Source organism: Alteromonas sp. G5_S2_22_S1 (assembly GCF_054968525.1).
This window is the reverse complement of sequence record NZ_JBQKUJ010000011.1, coordinates 75,883-95,448: the sequence shown is the minus strand read 5'-3', so window position 1 is coordinate 95,448 and position 19,566 is coordinate 75,883. Positions and strand designations below refer to the sequence as shown.

The 19,566-nt window shown below is 45.4% G+C and carries 14 protein-coding genes; 4 read left to right on the top strand and 10 right to left on the bottom strand.

Features of this window, described 5'->3' with window-relative positions:
* Positions 1-91: 91 nt before the first annotated feature.
* The 4 genes from ACTRWF_RS12900 to ACTRWF_RS12885 all read right to left on the bottom strand — a co-directional run bounded on the left by ACTRWF_RS12900 (position 92) and on the right by ACTRWF_RS12885 (position 7,925).
* Positions 92-4,231 (bottom strand): FimV/HubP family polar landmark protein, encoded by a 4,140-nt coding sequence (locus ACTRWF_RS12900; RefSeq protein ID WP_462835668.1) that lies wholly within the window; start codon positions 4,229-4,231, stop codon positions 92-94.
* 443 nt (positions 4,232-4,674) lie between these two features.
* On the bottom strand, positions 4,675-5,691 hold the full coding sequence (locus ACTRWF_RS12895) for an aspartate-semialdehyde dehydrogenase (protein ID WP_012518837.1): 1,017 nt from the start codon (positions 5,689-5,691) through the stop codon (positions 4,675-4,677).
* Between the two features lie 29 nt (positions 5,692-5,720).
* Positions 5,721-6,929, bottom strand: coding sequence for a DUF3410 domain-containing protein (locus ACTRWF_RS12890; RefSeq protein ID WP_462835667.1), 1,209 nt, complete (start codon positions 6,927-6,929; stop codon positions 5,721-5,723).
* A gap of 240 nt (positions 6,930-7,169) precedes the next feature.
* A complete protein-coding gene (locus ACTRWF_RS12885) occupies positions 7,170-7,925 on the bottom strand; it encodes a class II aldolase/adducin family protein (RefSeq protein ID WP_039225270.1) in 756 nt (251 codons plus the stop codon).
* A 176-nt stretch (positions 7,926-8,101) separates the two neighbouring features.
* Here ACTRWF_RS12885 and ACTRWF_RS12880 point away from each other — a divergent pair, with 176 nt between their 5' ends.
* On the top strand, positions 8,102-8,791 hold the full coding sequence (locus ACTRWF_RS12880) for a cyclic nucleotide-binding domain-containing protein (protein WP_462835666.1): 690 nt from the start codon (positions 8,102-8,104) through the stop codon (positions 8,789-8,791).
* A 41-nt stretch (positions 8,792-8,832) separates the two neighbouring features.
* On the opposite strand, the gene ACTRWF_RS12875 is transcribed toward ACTRWF_RS12880, so the two are convergent.
* On the bottom strand, positions 8,833-9,129 hold the full coding sequence (locus tag ACTRWF_RS12875; protein WP_462835665.1) for a type II toxin-antitoxin system RelE/ParE family toxin: 297 nt from the start codon (positions 9,127-9,129) through the stop codon (positions 8,833-8,835).
* The gene (locus ACTRWF_RS12870) at positions 9,126-9,356 is read right to left on the bottom strand and encodes a type II toxin-antitoxin system ParD family antitoxin (RefSeq protein WP_012518842.1); all 231 of its coding nucleotides are present in this window, start codon (positions 9,354-9,356) and stop codon (positions 9,126-9,128) included. The genes ACTRWF_RS12875 and ACTRWF_RS12870 overlap by 4 nt, the downstream gene beginning before the upstream one ends.
* A 462-nt stretch (positions 9,357-9,818) precedes the next feature.
* On the opposite strand from ACTRWF_RS12870, the gene ACTRWF_RS12865 reads away from it, so the two are divergent.
* The gene (locus ACTRWF_RS12865) at positions 9,819-11,540 is read left to right on the top strand and encodes a serine hydrolase domain-containing protein (RefSeq protein WP_012518843.1); all 1,722 of its coding nucleotides are present in this window, start codon (positions 9,819-9,821) and stop codon (positions 11,538-11,540) included.
* Between the two features lie 116 nt (positions 11,541-11,656).
* Here the strand turns inward: ACTRWF_RS12865 and fabB are convergent, their stop codons facing one another.
* Complete coding sequence (gene fabB / locus ACTRWF_RS12860; RefSeq protein ID WP_012518844.1) at positions 11,657-12,871, bottom strand: beta-ketoacyl-ACP synthase I; 1,215 nt, start codon at positions 12,869-12,871, stop codon at positions 11,657-11,659.
* A gap of 701 nt (positions 12,872-13,572) precedes the next feature.
* Here fabB and ACTRWF_RS12855 point away from each other — a divergent pair.
* Both ACTRWF_RS12855 and mnmC2 read left to right on the top strand, forming a co-directional pair.
* Entirely contained in the window at positions 13,573-14,847 is a 1,275-nt protein-coding gene (locus ACTRWF_RS12855; protein ID WP_462835664.1) for a Kelch repeat-containing protein, read from the top strand.
* 3 nt (positions 14,848-14,850) lie between these two features.
* Positions 14,851-17,076 (top strand): tRNA (5-methylaminomethyl-2-thiouridine)(34)-methyltransferase MnmC2, encoded by a 2,226-nt coding sequence (mnmC2, locus tag ACTRWF_RS12850; protein WP_462835663.1) that lies wholly within the window; start codon positions 14,851-14,853, stop codon positions 17,074-17,076.
* A 108-nt stretch (positions 17,077-17,184) separates the two neighbouring features.
* Here mnmC2 and ACTRWF_RS12845 read toward each other — a convergent pair whose 3' ends face one another.
* Genes ACTRWF_RS12845 through ACTRWF_RS12835 form a run of 3 tightly spaced genes read right to left on the bottom strand, consistent with a single transcriptional unit; the run spans position 17,185 to position 19,370 of the window.
* The gene (locus ACTRWF_RS12845) at positions 17,185-17,925 is read right to left on the bottom strand and encodes a FlgO family outer membrane protein (protein WP_020746178.1); all 741 of its coding nucleotides are present in this window, start codon (positions 17,923-17,925) and stop codon (positions 17,185-17,187) included.
* 10 nt (positions 17,926-17,935) lie between these two features.
* Positions 17,936-18,700: a FlgO family outer membrane protein gene (locus ACTRWF_RS12840; RefSeq protein ID WP_020746179.1), complete on the bottom strand. Its 765-nt coding sequence runs from the start codon at positions 18,698-18,700 to the stop codon at positions 17,936-17,938.
* A 4-nt stretch (positions 18,701-18,704) separates the two neighbouring features.
* Positions 18,705-19,370, bottom strand: coding sequence for a FlgO family outer membrane protein (locus tag ACTRWF_RS12835; RefSeq protein ID WP_012518851.1), 666 nt, complete (start codon positions 19,368-19,370; stop codon positions 18,705-18,707).
* Positions 19,371-19,566 lie beyond the last annotated feature (196 nt).

Below are 19,566 nucleotides of genomic sequence, written 5' to 3'. Positions count from 1 at the left end.
TGTGACTACCTAAAAGCCCCATATAAAAAGACCTGTATACCGTAAAAGTAAACAGGCCGATATTCATTAATTTTTTAAAAACTATTGTCCGCTATACGATTTTAGCCAGTATGGACTCCGCTTCCTGCTTTTGCTCTTCGCTACCCTCTTTTATTACTTCGTCAAGTAACTCTTTTGCCGCTTCCACATCTTCCATTTCTATATAAGCTCGCGCCAAATCAAGGTTAGCGTTCTGACCTGCGTCTTTATCAATATCAATTACAGTATCCTCATCAGATACGCCTGTGAAATCAGATAAACTCACGTCAAGGTCTAGCATTTGGCTGTCTGGGTCTACTGTATTTCCATCATCACCGTCATCCATTAACGATTCTACGTCTAGAAAATCTTCAGCTGGCGTTTGCGAATCACCTTCACTTTCTCCGTCACTTAATAATGCTGCTAGATCTAAGTCAGGGTTATCAAGCTTCAGGTCGTTCTCTTGCGTTTCAGAGGTTTGTACTTCTTCTGACAGCGGCCCATCGGGCTCGACCTCAGATGGCGTGGCGATATCTAAATCAACGTCATCTGGAATGGCAAGATCATCTAACTCGTCTGTGTCGTTCTCAAGCTCGAAGGTGCTTTCTTCTTCGTCGTTTTGCTCTAGCTCGAAGGTATCTTCAGCCTCGTCATCATGCTCTAGCGCGAAGGTGTCTTCGGCTTCGTCATCTTGCTCTAGCGCGAAGGTATCTTCGGCCTCATCATCTTGCTCAAGCTCAAAGGTGTCTTCGGCTTCGTCATCTTGCTCTAGCGCGAAGGTATCTTCGGCCTCATCATCTTGCTCAAGCTCAAAGGTATCTTCAGCCTCGTTATCTTGCTTTGGCTCAGAATCCGTGGATTCATCTTCATCATCAATATCAGCAGGTTCAGCTAAACCGTCCGACTCAAGACTTTGAAGTAGTTCATCAAACTCTGCACTATCTAAATCGTCCAGTATTTCATTGTCGTCCACCGAATCGTCATCGTCTGAACCAGTTAACCAATCATCAAGGCCTGGTACATCGTCAAGCTCGTTAAACTCGCTTTGTTTACTATCCTGAACGCTATTTTCATCAATTGGGTTTTCTTCGTCTGAACTTGCAGCAGCAGGAATTTCTTCATCTATTGAAAGCGCATCATCTTCGACACTTTCTTCTGCTTGTGGCGCTTCATCGTCAACAACACCATCAACTTCCTGTTCAAGTTCAAAACTGTCTATGTCATCAAACGCCGCATCTAATAAACTATCGTCATATTCATCCTTATCGGAAGACGGCTCATCTTCGATAGGCGTATCTTGTTGTGAGGTTCTCTCTTGCGCTGGGCTAGTTTCTTCTTGGTCAACAGCATCAGTATCCATCTGACTAAACGATGGAATATCATCCATCATTTCTCTTTCAAACGCTTCAATAGCATCATCTAGTGGATCGCCAGATGTTTCACCTTGTTCGTGCGCTGGTTCAATCTCTGCTTCAGCATCTGCGGCCTCGCCTGCTGATTCGTCTTCCTCGGGCGCTGGCTCTAGCTCTACTTCATCACCTGCGACTCCGCCTGCTGATTCGTCTTCCTCGGGCGCTGGCTCTAACTCTGCTGCTTCATCTGCGGCCTCGCCTGCTGATTCGTCTTCTTCGAGCGCAGGCTCTAACTCTGCTGCTTCATCTGCGGCCTCGCCTGCTGATTCGTCTTCTTCGAGCGCAGGCTCTAACTCTGCTTCATCCTCGGCGGCTTCGTCGCTGTCCTGTACTGCGTCTGATTCGAGTTCCGCCAATAATTCGTCGGTTAGTAGGTCTACATCTTCGCTACTTTTCGACTCTTCCGCTTCCAGTTCCGCGAGTAGTTCGTCAGTTAATGGGTCGCTAAAGTCTGCTTCATTATCTTCGCTGCCTTCATTGTCTTCACTTTCGGTACTTTCGGCATTGTCCGTATCTACACCGTCTGAAATGTCTATACTTTCGTCATCAGACTCAGGACTAACCTCAGGCTCTTCTTCTAATTCAGCTTCAAGTTCAGCAAGTAATTCATCGGTAAATGGGTCTTCGAATTCACCATCATCGCTTTCAGACATTGGTTCCGACACATCCGAAGGGGCGCTTTCTTCTGACGGGGCGTCAGAAGAAAGCGGCTGTTTTTCCGCTGAAGGCTGTTTTTCCGCTAAAGGCTCTTCACCATCCGGTTCAGCAGCTTCATCCTCGGCCTGTAGCTCTGCAATAAGATCGTCGGATAGTGGGTCGCTAAAATCAGCATCCAACTCTATCTCGTCACTATCAATTATCTCATCGCTATCAAATTCATCTAAATCATCAGTGATAGCGTCAAGGCTTTGAATAGACTGCGGTGAAGGAGACGTTGTCGTTATTTCTTCATCAAAATCGTCATCTTCATCATCGTCACCGAGACCGCCCATCATCTCTATCTGCTCAATTTCATTAAGCAAATCGTCGGTTATTTTGTCTATTTCTTTGTTCTGCTGATTAATCTCGTCATCAAGCTTACTCAGCATATCCTCGTTAATGAGGTCATCATTGCTATCTAATTCATCGGTAAGCCCCGCGTCAACGCCATGCTCTTCTAGCAAGTCGTCAATACTTATCTCGGGCTTATCATCCTCATCTTCCACACTCGGAAGCGAGGTTAGGCTTTCGCTTTCTTCTTTATCATCAACGTCGTTTTCAACCTCTTCCACAGAGCTTGCTAGTAACGCGTCAATATCATCTTCATCAACGTTACCTGATTCAGATGCTTCATTGACCTCATTTAAAATCTCATCAGGGTCTATATCATCGACATCCGCCAGTTCGTCGGTATCTGGCTCATTCGCTTCTTGGCTCTGCACATCGTCGAGTAAGTCATCGATATCGAAGTCTTCAACGTCATCGCTTGCTAATTCATCGTCAGATTCGCTTGATTCCTGCTCGCTACTGTCGTCGCCGCTCTCTTCGAAAACATCGTCATCGCCTGATAAGTCGAAACCTTCTAGGTCATCATCATCGTTATCATTTAAGACTTTATCTGATAAGTCATCGTCATCGAACAGGCTGTCTAACTCACTTTGGTCCAACTCGTCGTCACCGGCCTCAAATAGATCGTCGCCGCCATCATCTGGCACCAACATGTCGTCTTCAAGGTCTGCAAACGTTTCAAGTTCGTCATCCAAGCTTTCCTCTAAATCAGATGTTAGTACGTCATCAAGTAAATCATCGTCGTTAAATAAATCATCGTCTGACAACTCTGCGTTATCGTCTAAATCTGGCGCAAGAGCACTTGAAAGATCGCCGATATCCGCGTCAGGCACAGGTACATCATCACTTTCGGAAGTAATCGTAGGGCCGGGCGAAGGTTCTTCTTCCGGTTTGCTATTGCGTTTCAATAGCCACATGATTAAGCCACCCACGAGCAATAGCGAGAGCAGCGCCGAACCGGTTATTAAACTAATTGGGCTAGTTAGTGCTGAAAGAAAAGATGACTGCTTCTCTGCTTCGCGCTGTGCTTGCTCGGCCTTAATCATATCCAGCAACTCTTGCTGCAGCGCTACCTGCATATCAAGCTGTGATTTTACGTCGCCTTCAACTTGCCCTCGTAGTGATTCTAGCTCCCCATTCACTGCTTCAACGCGCTCGTACAGCCGTCTGTTTTCGTTAAGAATGGCTTCTACGTTTTCCAATGAAGCAGCAAATTGCATACGCAACTCATCGAATTGACGTGTTTGCTCTGCATCTAAACGGGTTATCTTCTGCTCAATGTCAGTTTGTGTTTGGGTAAGGTCTTGCTGATTAACTAAAGGAGACGCCGGTTTAATGTTTTTGACACTGCTGCCAGGCTGGTTAAGCATTTCTGCAAATGCCCTATCGTCCTGTTCAGCGCGCATTTGGGCTTTTTGCTTATCAATACGAGCTATGTAGCGTTCTGATGGCAGCTTCAAAACAGCACCATCAACCAATAGGTTTAAATTGCCGTTTTCAAAAGCGTTGGGGTTAAGTTCATAAATGGCAGCCATCACCTGATAAACACTCAGGTTATTATTCTGGCGGTAACGCTCGGCAATTCGCCACAGAGTGTCGTTGGCATCTATAGGGCCATATTCCAACCCTGAAAATTGGTCGGTAGCGTCCTTAGGACCTTTTAGAAAGGTAACACGTTCCTGTGCATCTACAGTAATAATAGGGCCAGACAAACATAGTGTGAGTAAAAGTAAGCCCGTCAAATGCAATTTCATAGCAGTCCTATATGCCCTCAAGCGTCTTTACCACCCGTGACCTGTGGGCGGATTTTTTAGCCAATCAGTACTGAAGAAAATATTGGCTTTTATTTTTATTCTGAAGCCACCTTGTCGTGTTTCTCATCAAGTTGGCGTTTAACAGTTGTTATGACCTTGGCGGTAAGATTTTTTTGCGCTTTTAAGTGTTCTTACACTTTGCCTAAGTGTCTGACTGTCTATTGTTTTTTAACGTTGTTTTGTTCCTAACTTTACAAACTATAAACCAGTTATCAAGGGTGATCTAGTTTGACGACAGTATTGCCTTACTATGCCCCTTAAGTTAACCGTCTATGTTACTTCAATAACAGCCCTTTCATTGCGTATCGGCAAGCACAGAAAAATATTTACCTTTTCCTGTGCTTAGCCGAACAAGCGGCTAAAAAATTAACCGCTTTTACTAACTATAGATAGTCGCGAATCAAGGTCTCTGCGATTTGAATGCTGTTTGTCGCTGCGCCTTTACGGATGTTGTCAGAAACAACCCATAGGTTTAAACCACATGGATGGCTAATATCGTTGCGAATTCTTCCAACGTGCACGATATCATTGCCGCTCGCGCTGCTTACCTGAGTAGGAAACTGCTCGTTTCCGTCATAAACAGTAACGCCGGGAGCATCAGCTAATAGCTCTTTGACATGCTGCGCATCAATGGGTGAGCTAGTTTCTAAATGGATTGCCTCAGCGTGCCCATAAAACACGGGTACACGTACCGCTGTCGCGTTCACCAAAATACTTTGATCGCCCATTATCTTCTGCGTTTCCCACACCATTTTCATTTCTTCTTTGGTGTAGTCGTTGTCTTGGAAGACATCGATTTGAGGGATAACGTTAAACGCAATCTGACGGCTGAACGCTTCATTTTTAACTTCTCGAGCGTTTAGCAAGCCAGCGGTTTGTTTAGCCAGTTCTTCCATTGCTTCTTTGCCAGCACCCGATACTGATTGATAGGTACAGACGTTAATGCGGTCGATACCTACAGCATCTTGAATAGGCTTTAACGCAACCATCATTTGAATGGTCGAGCAGTTAGGGTTGGCAATAATGTTTCTATTGCGAAATTCTGCCAGTGCATGTGCGTTAACTTCTGGCACTACAAGAGGGATATCTGGCTCGTAACGAAACTCTGAAGTATTGTCGATAACAATACAGCCTTCCTCTGCGGCTAGCGGAGCAAATTTTGCAGAAATGCTGCCACCCGCTGAGAAAAAGCCGAACTGCACTAATGACCAATCGAAGTCATCAGCATCTAACACTTCAATGTCTTCGCCTTTAAACGATACGGTACTACCAGCTGAACGTTTACTGGCAAGCGGATACAAACGGTTTACCGGAAAGTCTCGCTCTTCTAATAGTTCAATCATGGTTTGGCCCACTAAACCTGTGGCGCCAAGTACCGCGACGTCAAACGCTTGCGACATAATGCTTTATGCTCCTAATTTATATATAACTAAACCAAGCTTACCTGAAAGCCAAGCTCGGTGAATGTGTTTTGAATTTGCTTACTGGTGTTCTGTGGCAAGTGTAACGCATAGGCGCTGCACTCGCGACGCACTCTGTATTGCTTGCGCAGTGCCGAGAACGTATTCGCAATGTGTGCGTCTGGCGTTTCATCATGGCCTGACGTTAACGCAAATGCGTTTCGCGTTATCTCATCGTCTATGGCAATGTCATACACATTGTGGAATACGGCAATGAGATCATCAACCGACAACCGCGTTGCCTCTGGCGAATTTAACGCAGCTTTGATCGGGTTGGTCTTCTCTAAAAAGTCGCTAAGCGCTTTGTTTGGTGCTGTACCCACTACCTCACAAATTTGTTCGTAAATCATTTGCGTACCGCGCACTTTTCCTTCTACAGAATGACCCGCAATATGTGGCGTAACAAACCAAACATAATCAAATAGTGCTGTGTTTATGGCAGGTTCATTATCGAATACATCGAGTACTACCGTTGGCGATTTTTCCCCTTGAAGTACGCTAAGCAGTGCTGCTTCATCGATAACCTCGCCTCGGCATGCATTGATAAGCAGTTGGTTTGACGTTAATCCTTCCAGAAATGTCTTGTCGATCATCTGATAGGTGGGATAATCGCCGCCTTTAATAAAAGGCACGTGAAGCGAAATAACGTCGCACTGTGCTATTTGTGCTAAATCTACAAATGACTGCCCGTTATGCTTCGTTTTACCAGTACCGGCTAACGCTTGCTGTAGCGGAGGGTCGTACAAGCAGTGTTCAATGCCAACTGCCGTTAAAATACGTGATAGTGCAGTCCCCACATTACCAGCGCCTACTATTCCCACTGTCGCATTATATAAATCAAGCTTTTGGGCTTTTTGCGCGTGCAGCAAAACACTTAACACATACTCGGCAACTGCAACGGCATTACAGCCTGCTGCGCTGCTATGTGCAATACCGACCTTGTCCAAATGTATTTTATCTAGATGATTGGTTCCCGCCGTTGCCGTAGTAACAAACTTGAGCTTGTTAGCCTTAGTCAGCAGTTCAGGGGTAACCTTAGTAGTAGAACGTAGCGCAAGAATATCTACATCGCGCAGCATTTCAGGCACAAGAGATTGCCAAGCATAGGTTTCAACCTCACCTACGCTATTAAGGTAATCGGTGCCAAACGGAATGGTATCTTCAAGAAGTATTTTCATGGCGCTAAGTGTACCTCAAGTCAGGCTTTTAGTAACCCAGCGACCTTAATTTATCTTGTCAGTAATTGGCTCTTATTTACGTCATTTTGATACACGTTTGGCCGCTACATGTAAGTTACGGCCGAAATACACACAACCTTTTAAGACGGGAGCTTTCAAGACAAGCGCTCTTAAGCTCGTTCTTTTTATTCACCTCCTTTTTTGCGAGCACCGCGTTAGATAACGTTCAACTTCAAACCGTTACTTATCGTACCCAGGGAAGCGACGCTCAACGCGACGTTTGATACCCGGCCACGCCAATGAACCACCTGCCTGCCGGGTGACTTGATCGGCCTGTGTACGAATGCCATCAAGAATAGCCGAGTGAATTGGAATAAGCGGTTTACCTGTTGCCTGCGCTTTTAACTGAATTTCACAGGCGCGCTGCATAATAAACATAAACAAGAATGCATCGGGAATATTGTCTGCACAGGTTAAAAGCCCGTGATTGCGCAAAATCATAAATTGGGTATCGCCAAGGTCGCGAACCAATCGCACTTTTTCTTCTGGGTTTAGCGCCACGCCTTCGTAGGCATGATAGGAAAGCGACGCCAGCGGAAAAAGCGACTGTTGCGAGTATGGCTGCAACCCTTCTTCTAAAATGGATACCGCCACACCTTCTGCTGTGTGCAAATGCAACACACATTTTGCATCGTCTCTAGCCTCATGAACAGCGCTATGAATAGTAAAACCTGCTGGGTTAATGTCGTACTCACTTTCCATTACCTTGTTACCGTGAAGATCAACTTTAACCAAGCTTGATGCAGTAACTTCATCAAACATTAAACCGTAAGGATTAATCAAGAAATGATGGTCAGGCCCAGGAACACGGGCAGAAATATGGGTGAAAATAAGGTCGTCCCAACCATACATAGCAACTGCGCGATAACATGCGGCAAGGTCAACACGGGTTTGCCATTCTTCACTGCTAACTTTCGACTTTACTGAATCTGTCATAGCTTTACTCTTTTAATGTACAAATTAATTTCATTTGAGGCGGGAGAGCCCTAGGTGGAAGGCTCGCTACCTTGAGCGTTTCAATAAAACTTCCACTTACTTTTTCTTACCGCCTACATTACGCGCAGTAATTGCTATACACTGTCGGATATACGACATTGTAAGAAATTTGTTAAATGGAAAAATTTAAACCTGTTCTCGCTAGCTCTACATGGTTCGGCGCGCTCCCACCCTATTTGCAGGAAGCCATGTTCGACAAGATGCGTCTAAAACACCTAAAAGCTGGGCAGCAACTGCATGCCAAAGGTGAAGACGGTGTCGGTTTTTATGGGGTATGCGAGGGCCGTTTAAGAGTTGTTACAGTGGGCGTAGATGGTCGAGAGATGCTATTTGCGCTACTGGGCCCCGGCACCTGGTTTGGTGAGATATCGATGTTTGACGACCTCCCTCGTACTCACGACAACTTCTGCGAGACAAATTGCACCGTGGCGATTATTCAAAAGAACGCGTTTAAAGCACTGCTTGAGCAATATCCTGAACTCTACCCGCATTTTACTCGCCTTTTATGCACACGGGTGCGCAGTGCTTTTCAGTTTATTGACTCGAGCGCAGGGCTTAGCCTTAAGCACCAACTGGTAAAACGGCTTTTAATGCTTACCACCAGCTACGGTCAGCACTTACCAAGAAACAATGCGATTACCCTCACCCTTTCGCAAGAGTCTTTAGCGCAAATGATAAACAGCAGCAGGCAAACGGTTAATCAGCTTTTAGGTGAACTAGAAAATGAAGGTTTACTGAAACGGCATTACGGCAAAATCACTATTCCCGAACCAGATACCTTGTTTAGTCGTTATCAGTTTATTTGACTTGACGCTTCCGCCACATTACTGGGTCTTTCCTTCGTATTTCAATAGCATAGATGTATAGAGTATTTCATCTGTTGATGGAGTACCCTAATGACGAAAATACCATCATCGACTTTTTTATAGAAGACCATGTGCCTATGAACTGGCAGTTGAAAGTAAGTCTTTCTAATATCCTCCGCTGAAGTACCGATACTAGGGTTTTCCGCCAAAATAACGAGAGCTTCGTGTAGGGCAACAAGATAGGCTTCAGCTTGAGTTACGCCATGAATATTGGCTGAATAATCGTAAATCCCGGAGATATCTTCCTCTGCTTTATTAGAGAGGGTATATTTATTCATTCTGAGGCTCGGGTTTTCTTAGCTTGAATAATATCTAAAACATTCTTATCACTTTTCCCACTCAATTCACCTTCTATGAGAGCTAAGCTAATTGCCTCTCGCTCACTCTGATTGCGACGTACTAAATCGCGAATATAATCACTAGCATTAGCAAATTTGCCAGTTTTTACTTGTTCATCAATCCACGTACGCATTTCGTCAGGAAGCGACACATTTAAAGTTGCCATTGTCTATTTCCGAATGTTCACCACCCTCAAATTATGGCAGATATTGGCAAAGACTGCCAATGAAGTGATAAAAGTTTGGCTTAACAGGTGGCTCCAGAGCACTTCGTTAAACGACTAGTTTAGCGCCACTCGAAACACTGCACTTAATCAAAATCCGACCTTCTGCTTCACGTACACGTCGGCCCCTCAAAATCACTGGCTTCAAAAGACAAAAAGTGGCCTAACACTCAAATCAGCCATGACCGGTATCGAGCAATCTTATGTTGTTTGAGAAGTAGCAAGTAGCAAGTAGCAAGTAGCGCAAGGATTGCGTAAAAGCAGCTGTCGAACAAAAATCGTGTGTTATATTTGAGTCACTGCCTTATTATGCGGTTTAATAGCTTTTGCGTTTTTCTACAGCGTATTGACGTTTGCTCTTCGTCGGAAAAAATTGAAAATAAGTGATAACAAGGAATCGTTAAAATGCCTAATCTTGCAGCGCGTCTAGTCATTAGTTTACTACTATTGATTGGTTTAAGCGCCTGCCAACCATCTTCAAAACCTGAAAAGCCTCTTAATGGCCCTTCACAACAAACACTCGAGTTTGACCGGCTATTTACCCAATTCGATGATATTAATAAGCCAGGGGCCTCAGTTGCAGTAATGCAGGATGGAGAGATTATATTTTCAAAAGGTTATGGCAGCGCAAACCTAGAATACGATATACCTGTTACGCCAGAAACTATGTTTCACGTTGCATCTGTATCGAAGCAATTTACCGTATTCGCCATTCTTCTACTTGCTGAAGAAGGTAAGTTAAATTTCGATGATGACATACGACAATACATTCCAGAAGTACCGGATTTTGGTCACACTATAACCTTACGACACTTAGCATCACATACAAGCGGCATGCGTGATCAATGGAATTTGTTGCGTATGGCTGGTTGGCGATTAGATGACGTAATCACTACCGAACACGTACTAAAAATGGTAGCAAAACAGAAAGAGCTAAACTTCAAACCGGGAGAAGAGTTTCTGTACTCAAATACCGGGTTCACACTATTAGCAGAGGTTGTTGCACGTGTTAGTGGTAAATCTTTTGCTCAATTCACACAGGAAAGGCTGTTCACGCCATTGAATATGAGTAACAGCTTGTTTTACGACGACCATCAAAAGATCGTTAGCAATAGGGCCTACTCATACGAACGCAGCGGCAATGGTTACAAAAAAAGTGTGCTGAACTTTTCAAATGTAGGTGCAACAAGTTTGTTTACGACAGCAGAAGATCTGCTGAAATGGTCGGCTAATTTCACCGAACCGACTGTGGGTAGCCCTGCCGTAATCGAGCAAATGAATACCCTTGCGTCCTTAAACAACGGAGAAACATTTGGTGGTGCATATGGGCAATTTATTAGCTACTACAAAGGTACCAAATATATTCAGCATAGCGGCGGAGACGCAGGATTTCGTTCGTATTTGGCTCGATTTCCTAAACAAAATTTAGCAATAGCAATATTGAATAATGGCGCAGATGCAAGACCTTGGGAATTGGCTCTGCAAATTGCTGACAGGCTTATAAAGAAAAACAACCCTCCCCCTCAGAACGCGATTGCTGACGCATTTCTGGAGTCAATCTCACCTAAACAAATATCTGATTCTCTTGAGTTAAGTGAAGACATACTAAATGCCTTTGTGGGTCACTATTGGTATGAACCAGAAACGTACTCACGAGAGATATATTTAGAAAACGGTAAATTAATGTATTCAAGGGGCCAAGACGACGTAAGCGCCCTCGCTCCTATCAGCAAAAACACATTCAAGATGCTGAATGTAGAGGGAGAGATTTATGTTAAATTTACTAAAAATGACGAGAAAAGCTTAATGACAGTGAAAGTAGACAATGTCGATACGTATGTGTCGGTTGCCTATACACCAGTCAAAATAACCAAAACCTGGTTATCGCAATTCGCCGGCAGTTACTTCAGCCCTGAACTTTCTTCCACTTATCACTTTTCACCAGAAAATAAACAGCTGAAAATTTCTCATCACCGTCTAAGCGACCATTATATTGCGCCAGTCAAAGATGACTTTTTTAGCTCACAAATTGGCGATATCCTATTTGAGCGTGATGTTCACGGCAAGGTGAATGGCTTTAGGATATCTAACGGTCGTGTTCGCAATCTTTACTTTAGAAAGCTATAGATAACACCAATAAAAAAGGGCATAAACACAAACACTCGTGGTGTTCGGGTTTACGCCCTTTTTGTTTTCAAGCTTCTTAAATGAAGCTAAAAACTTATTAGTTCTAACGGTTTTGCTTAACCATTATAACGCTGCATAACCAGCGTTGCGTTAGTGCCGCCGAAGCCAAAGCTATTTGACATCACTGTGTTCAGCGTTGCTTCACGTGCTTGGGTAACAATATCTAAGCCTTGTGCCGCGTCGTCCAGCGTGTCTATGTTAATTGATGGCGCGATAAAGTTATTTTCCATCATTAACAAGCTATAAATAGCTTCGTTTACACCCGCTGCGCCCAGTGCGTGGCCCGTTAATGATTTGGTTGCACTAATAGGTACGCCCGCTTGGCCAAACACTTCTTGAATCGCCGCAAGTTCTTTCACATCGCCTACAGGCGTAGACGTGCCGTGGGTGTTCAAGTAATCGATTGGAGCATCGATATTTTGCATCGCCATCTTCATACAGCGAATTGCGCCTTCACCCGATGGTGCAACCATGTCGAAGCCATCTGATGTAGCACCGTAACCTACTACTTCACCGTAGATTTTTGCACCGCGTGCTAGTGCGTGCTCAAGTTCTTCAACAACGACCATACCGCCGCCGCCAGAGCTTACAAAGCCATCGCGTGCTGCGTCATAAGTACGTGATGCAACCGCTGGGTTGTCATTATATTTCGAGCTTAGCGCGCCCATCGCGTCGAATTGGCTTGATAGTGACCAATGTAGCTCTTCACCGCCACCGGCGAATACTACGTCTTGCTTACCAAGTTGAATAAGCTCTAGTGCGTTACCTATACAGTGGGCACTGGTGGCACACGCAGAGGCAATTGAATAGTTCACGCCGCGAATTTTAAACGGTGTCGCTAAGCAAGCTGATACCGTCGAAGCCATACAGCGAGGCACCATGTAGGGGCCCACACGCTTAACGCCTTTTTCGCGAAGAATATCCGCAGAAAGCACTTGGTTTTCAGAAGACGCGCCACCTGAGCCAGCAATAATACCTGTACGCTCGTTTGAAATATCGCTTTCTTCTAGTCCAGAGTCTGCAATGGCTTGCTGCATTGCCACGTATGCATAGCCTGCTGCATCGCCCATAAAACGCATTGCTTTACGGTCGATGTGCTCTTTTAAATCGATTTCGATGTCGCCCCAAACTTGGCTGCGAAGGCCCATTTCGGCGAACTGTTCTGAAAATGTAATTCCAGACTTACCCGCTTTAAGTGAAGCAAGTACGTCTTCTTTATTTACGCCGATGCTTGATACGATACCAAGACCGGTGATAACTGCTCTTCTCATAGTTTACCCTTTGCGTTGTTGCGGCTTATGGTAACGATTTTGAATGGTAAAGTGGTCTGCTCTGCCAATAGCCAAGCTCAAGTTAGCCAAACTTCAGCGTTGCAGTACCTGTTTCAATTCTGGGCTTAAGTGTACAAACAGGTGGTTTACCACTTCCCTTCTTTTTCGTTTTTACCGTCTTTGTCTAAGCTTTCTTGTTCTTAATATTTCCAATGTAGCATGAATGCACAGGGTCATGACTAGCGTTAATTTATACCTTCACAAAACCTTCAAAATAGCTTTAGAGGTTCCTTTTATTGACTAAATTGGGCTCTAAGTTTGTTCTTAAATATTTTGCCCGTATCTTCTCTTGGCAGAGTATCGTGTATTTGCAACATTGCTCAGCAAGTGCATGTGCAATGATACGTGCACGAGCATCCATTTCGTCTCTAGTGCGTTTGCAAATGCTTTGACCACATTGGTGAAACACGCCCGCCATACCTTCTCCCTGAACTGCCTTCAATAGACTCACAGTTAAATTTAATAAATTACTTACAACAGCAATTCAATAAACGTATTGTTTTTACTGATAGATTGTTATTTACAGAAGCAATAAGAAAAGAAGAGTTTTAAGCAGGTACAAACTTTTGCGGAAAAACAAAAAGGTGACAGGTAGAATACGCGGCTAAACGTTCGAAATTTAAATAAAACTGAAGATTGCTGTGTTATTAAAAAAGCCAAGAAACATTGCTCTACGCATTTTCCTAAGTGCGGTGCCCCGACTTTCTTTCGTGGTGGCTGCCTTTATCATTGCTTCTGCAGCGACTGTCTCAGCAACAGCTGCGCCTATCGCCCTCCCCGCGCTACCAGAGCCAGTTTCAAACAATGCCGTAGCTTCTGTCACTATAAACGACACACAATATGTATTTAGTTTTATGGGACTGGGCAAAGGTAAAACCCATAACGATGTTCACAACCGTGCTTGGCAGCTTGTTATCAACAACAAAGATAAACCTTTGCAGTGGCAAGCCCTTCCCCCAGTTCCATCCAGCCTTGCGCTAAAAGGCCGCTTGGCATCCGTAGCCGTGGGTGTTAAAGACAGCGTTTATATTTTTGGCGGCTACACGGTGGATGAACATCACAATGAAATTAGTACGCCAGATGTTTATAAATATTCGCCCACAACTGGGGAATATACGCTATTGGCGCCTATGCCCGTCCCTGTTGATGATGCAACTGCACTGGTTTACCAAGACCGTTACGTGTACTTAGTTTCTGGCTGGCACAACGATGGCAACGTAAATCTTGTGCAGGCCTACGATACGCAAACCGGCCAATGGCAACAGGCGAGCCCATTCTTAGGTAATCCGGTATTCGGACAAGCTGGCGGCATCGTTAATAACACTATGGTAATTTGTGACGGCGTATCGGTAACACCGCACAGCGATAAACGCCGCAGCTTTGCTGCTGAAACCGCCTGCTTTAAAGGTGTAATTGATAATAAAAACCCTTTGAAAATTGATTGGCGTACACTTAAGCATCCAACGGGTACTGCGCGCTATCGAATGGCGGCAGCTGGCGACAAGGCAACGAACAAAATCTATTTTGTGGGTGGCTCGACTAACCCCTACAACTACAATGGCATTGGCTATAACGGCGAGCCTTCAAATGCGGATAGCGCAATTTGGACCTTTGATATTGCAGAAGAAACCTGGGTTATTTCAAAAACAGAAGCTGTAGCGCCTACCATGGATCACCGCGGATTAATCGACATTAACGGTACATGGGTCACCATTGGCGGTATGCTTGGCGCACAGCGCGTTACTAGTAAAGTCACCTCGCACTTTTCAGCACTCGCAGAGGCGTCTTGTTCACTAACACAACAGGCTAGCTCTGACGTTTCAAGTCAATCGTCGGATGGGCAAGCTGATGAACGAGTAAAAACAACCCCCAATTTAGAGTGCCAACACCAAAACAACATAAACGGAGAAAAATAAACAGTGAAATCTAAGCATGCACAGGTTCATTTTAATGAGAGCGGTACGCCTGTCGCCGACCATTTTGACGACGTTTATTTTTCTAACGACAGCGGTATAGATGAAACCCAACACGTTTTTGTAGCAGGCAACGACCTTATTGAACGCTGGCAACAGTGGCGCGCCCCTACTTTTGTCATCGCTGAAACAGGCTTCGGGACTGGGCTTAATTTCTTAGTTGCCATGCGTGCTTTTAATGAATTTAAAGCAACGAACCCGAATCATCCGCTTAAGCACCTTTACTTTATTACTACGGAAAAGTTTCCTTTGCCTCAACAGGATATGCAGCGTGCGCTAGAAGCTTTTCCTACCCTTAAAGACGAAGCGCAAGCACTCGCTTCGCTTTACCCTATGGGACTTGAAGGTTGTCATCGCTTACATTTCGATAGCCACTCTACAACGCTCGACCTGTGGATTGGTGATGTTCACGAACTTCTACCTCAATGGCATTCTCCTGTAAATGGCCTCATCGATGCTTGGTTTTTAGATGGTTTTGCTCCAAGCAAAAACCCTGACATGTGGACCGATGCTCTTTTTAGCCAAATGGCTCGCTTGTCAAAAACCGGCACAACCTTTGGCACATTTACCGCTGCGGGCATCGTAAAGCGTGGGCTTGCTGGCGTAGGATTTGACATCAAAAAGCGTAAGGGGTTTGGCCGTAAGCGCGACATGCTGACTGGCGCTTTTAACACCGCTAACGACAGTGTACAACATAAGCTTCGCCTGCCAAATGGTCCATACTACCGCTACGTTAATAGTGCAGTTACCGAGGCGAGCAAAGTTGCAGTGGTTGGTTCAGGCCTTGCGGCAGCCACGGCGTGCCTTGCGTTAGTGAAGCGCGGCATTAACACCACGCTATATTTTGATGGTGACACCCTTGCAAGTGGTGCGTCTGGCAACCCGCAAGGTGGGTTTTACCCCCAGCTTCACAGTGAAGCAAGTATTGCTAGCCGCATTCAGGCACACAGTTTTTTATATGCGCGCCAAGCCTACGACCATATTATTAAACATGTAAAAAACAATGGTCTAGCCGACGTTGCCCATGATTTCTGTGGCGTAATTCAACTAAGCTTTAACGACAAAGTAGCAGAGCGCCAAAATAAACTTGCGACAGCCGATGTATGGCCTGAAGCTTTGATTAAGCCCGTGGACAGTAAAGAAGTGAGCGATATCGCTAACCTAGCCCTTCCTTACTCTGGCTTGTACATTGGCTTGGGCGGATGGCTTTCTCCTCCACAGCTAGTTAATGCCATGATTGAAGAAGCACTTCAAAGCGGCAAACTCACGCTGAAACCCAATCACACCTATGTATCGCATAAAGTGATTGAGGGAACGCCACACAATCAAGAAGGTGGCGCTTCACCCGGCGTTCTTGATGCGGATGATGTGGAAATAGCTTCAGGCGAGGCCGTTAACGGGGCAGTAAGACAGCAAGTACAAATTCGTTTTAATGTTAGTGAGCCTGAAAAATGTGGTGGAAATGAAACGGCGTGCGCTACTGCCAATGCCGGTTTACCCCAAGAGAAGCCGGCACTCAGCGGTAATGAAAAAAACGTTATTGCCGATCACCTTATCCTTGCGTTGGGCGCAGGGGCAATAAATTCAGAAGATTTTAACAGTCTCTCTCTTCGCCCTGTTCGCGGCCAAGTAGAAGCCATTCCTACGCAACCTCCTATCGACGGTCTTAATACGGTTTTATGTCACAAGGGCTATATGACTCCGGCATTAGAGGGTAGGCATGCGCTAGGTTCAACCTACGTGAAAAACGACTTAACTACGGAGGTTCGAAACGAAGAAACTGAAACGAACCTTGCCACACATGAACAGGCACTGGCAAACACCAGCATAGTTCAGGCATTACAACACGACGGCAAAGCAAGGGCGGCTACGCGTTTGGGCTCGCCTGACCATCAGCCTGTGGTTGGTGCTCTGCATAACTTTGACGTGATCAAAAGCCAGTTCGCCATGTTAAGCGTAGGTAAACCACTGACAAGCGCGCCGTTGCTGCCTAACAGCGTGGTCAGTACCCTAACCTGTTTAGGCTCACGTGGTTTAACTACGGCGCCATTGATGGCTGAGGTACTAGTAAGCAGTTTATGCAAGGAGCCATTGCCACTAAGCAATGACCTTCTCAATGCGGTGAACACAAGCCGCTTTATGACAAGAGAGATGATAAGAAGCCAGAGCTAGGCTAGAGAATATGTTACGCACTGTATAGCGTACTTAGTTGAACGTAGATAGATAGCGGTTATGCTAAAGAAATGAGTAACGCTATTAGGTGGGCGTTACTCGATAGGATTATGGCGAGACGGCCCTCGCCATTTTGTTTAAGTCCATTACGATAAACGCAGGAATATACACGTTTGCGCTTGCCACAACTTGCTTGTTCTTTAGCGACACAATACGCGCATTAACACGCACACCGCGGTCATCCTCGATAATAGTGCCGGTTACCACATGGTCCATTTCAACCTGTTTAGCAAGGGCTGCCCCATCACGAGTTAAAACGAAATCGCCTACAGGTGTAACGGTAATCCCACCTGCCAGTTTAAAATCGACAATCGCTAATCCAAAATCTTGAAGTTCGGCAATTAAATATTCAGAAAGTTGATTCCCAAGCACTGTGCTGTTGTTGAGCGACTGATTAAGCCGAACAAAACTCGCCACACCTACCATGTCTTGTTGAGTTAACCGGGTTGTATTTTCCATTAACTCCATGGCCAGCTGCGAGGCGTAATCGTTCAGCCGCTTGTGGGTTTGGGACGGTGAGTACCCATTATGTAGCGGGTCTTTATAGCCGGGCTCTACCGCAACATGCTGCTGATATTCTCTATCTCGCGAGTCTGGTGTGTATTGTAAGCCTGAACGGCTGGGCACAGGGACCGGCTCTTCATGATGGGTAATTTCGCCATCTTCACCTAGCCAAAAAGAACCTATGGATTTGGTGCTTGTACAACCGCTAAGCGACAAACCACAAAACACCAGCGCGCAGGTCAGTCGCTTTTTAAGCGCTACATTGAGGTTACGGCTAAACATCATGTTGCTGCTCCTAGCCTCGACTTAACTTTACGCCATCGCGCATGCCGTTTTGCTGACTACCGTCACTTGGAATAAGTGCATCTACCACGTAGAACGGCACTAACATTTGTGCGGTTGCTACGACGGCACGTGACTCCATGCCTAAAATACGCGCGTTAACCAAAACGCCACCTTGATGCTTGGTCATGGTTCCGGTTAGCACATATTCAATAGGAAGGCTGCTGCTCAATTCCAAATAGTCTCGGCTTAATACAAAATCGCCATCGTCAGTAATGCGAATATACTCGGTGGCTTTGAAGTCGATAACCGGCACGCGGAATTTATGCAGTTCGTGAACAAAAGATTCCGCCATCTGACGGCCTAGCAAATCCGTTTTCTGCAAGTCAGTGTCTAACAATGCGAAATGGGTTACACCGATAGGTGTCTTGTTATTCACATATTCCATATTCGCAATTAAGTCTTGCGCCATGTTCTTCACATAGTCGCCAATGTGCTTGGTTAGAGGTCGACCTTTATACGCGCCCTGTACGCTCGAATACAAAGGAGGTTGACCAATGGCGCCATACGCGTCCATACCCTGAGATTGGGTATCATTGGTACTTTCGACTGGCTTTGAGGGAGCACGGTCAGCGGCTGTAATATCGATAACATTCATGGCCGGGCGCTGAGGCGCCTGTGCTGCTACCTCTTCTTCCCCCATCATCATAGAGCACCCGCTAACGCTTAGCAGTGAGGCACAGAGCGAAAGCGCCGCGTATTGATTTCGTCTTTTCATGGGGTTACCTCGTACCTTCAGTTCTGTATAACTTGCCGTTTCGGGTTGTTACTTGCTCTTCTCGCCAAAACAGTTCGGCAGGGAAAAAGCGTGTTGCCGCAGCGACAATGTTTTTATTTCTAGCGTTGATAATTCGAGCGTTAACCACCGCACCAGACTCTTGGTACACCATAGTGCCGGTAATATAAAAATCGACGCGCTCAATGTTAGAAAGCTGGTCGATATTGCGCGTTAACACTCTGTCGCTTTCGTTACTAACAATTATATCGTTCGAAAGCTTAAATTCTTGAGTAGAAAAGCCTCTTTTCGTCGCCTCAGTAATCATTCCCTGTTCAAGTTGATGGCCCAACAACATTAACGGGTGTTGATGGTCGGCACTGTATTTCATGGTATCGGCAGGTACAAAGCCGACTACCGCATAGCGAGACTGGCGCGCTGGGCCCACATCCTCGAAAAGCTCGTTGGCCAACATGTATGTGTGATATTCCACGTTGCCTAAGGCAGTTACCTCACTGGTATCGATTTGCGCAAATTGACTCTTAGGTTCGTCAGATGAAGAGCAACCAGAGAGTAAGCCCAAGATAAGCGCGGTATATGCCAAGGCTTTCGCGACCAAGCGACCATTTTCTGTCAGCAAAGCGTGAGAGACAGGTTTTGTCATACTTTTCATTACACGTGTCCAGTGAAAAACGTCAAATTTCTATCGGAAAGAAGCAAAAACTCATCGAAAAACAGTGATCAGCTACTACGCAAACCGACATTTTCAGTGTCTTTAAACAGGCTTTTGCAAAATTCACACCAAAGAGAGACTACAAGCAGCATTGACCGTTACATTGAAGGTTACATTGAAAAAAATTGCTGATAAC

Coding starts and splice junctions, on each gene's coding strand:
- ACTRWF_RS12900 (WP_462835668.1), bottom strand. CDS start 4,231: ATGAAATTGCATTTGACGGGCTTACTTTTACTCACACTATGTTTGTCT.
- ACTRWF_RS12895 (WP_012518837.1), bottom strand. CDS start 5,691: ATGTCGCAAGCGTTTGACGTCGCGGTACTTGGCGCCACAGGTTTAGTG.
- ACTRWF_RS12890 (WP_462835667.1), bottom strand. CDS start 6,929: ATGAAAATACTTCTTGAAGATACCATTCCGTTTGGCACCGATTACCTT.
- ACTRWF_RS12885 (WP_039225270.1), bottom strand. CDS start 7,925: ATGACAGATTCAGTAAAGTCGAAAGTTAGCAGTGAAGAATGGCAAACC.
- ACTRWF_RS12880 (WP_462835666.1), top strand. CDS start 8,102: ATGGAAAAATTTAAACCTGTTCTCGCTAGCTCTACATGGTTCGGCGCG.
- ACTRWF_RS12875 (WP_462835665.1), bottom strand. CDS start 9,129: ATGAATAAATATACCCTCTCTAATAAAGCAGAGGAAGATATCTCCGGG.
- ACTRWF_RS12870 (WP_012518842.1), bottom strand. CDS start 9,356: ATGGCAACTTTAAATGTGTCGCTTCCTGACGAAATGCGTACGTGGATT.
- ACTRWF_RS12865 (WP_012518843.1), top strand. CDS start 9,819: ATGCCTAATCTTGCAGCGCGTCTAGTCATTAGTTTACTACTATTGATT.
- fabB (WP_012518844.1), bottom strand. CDS start 12,871: ATGAGAAGAGCAGTTATCACCGGTCTTGGTATCGTATCAAGCATCGGC.
- ACTRWF_RS12845 (WP_020746178.1), bottom strand. CDS start 17,925: ATGATGTTTAGCCGTAACCTCAATGTAGCGCTTAAAAAGCGACTGACC.
- ACTRWF_RS12840 (WP_020746179.1), bottom strand. CDS start 18,700: ATGAAAAGACGAAATCAATACGCGGCGCTTTCGCTCTGTGCCTCACTG.
- ACTRWF_RS12835 (WP_012518851.1), bottom strand. CDS start 19,370: ATGAAAAGTATGACAAAACCTGTCTCTCACGCTTTGCTGACAGAAAAT.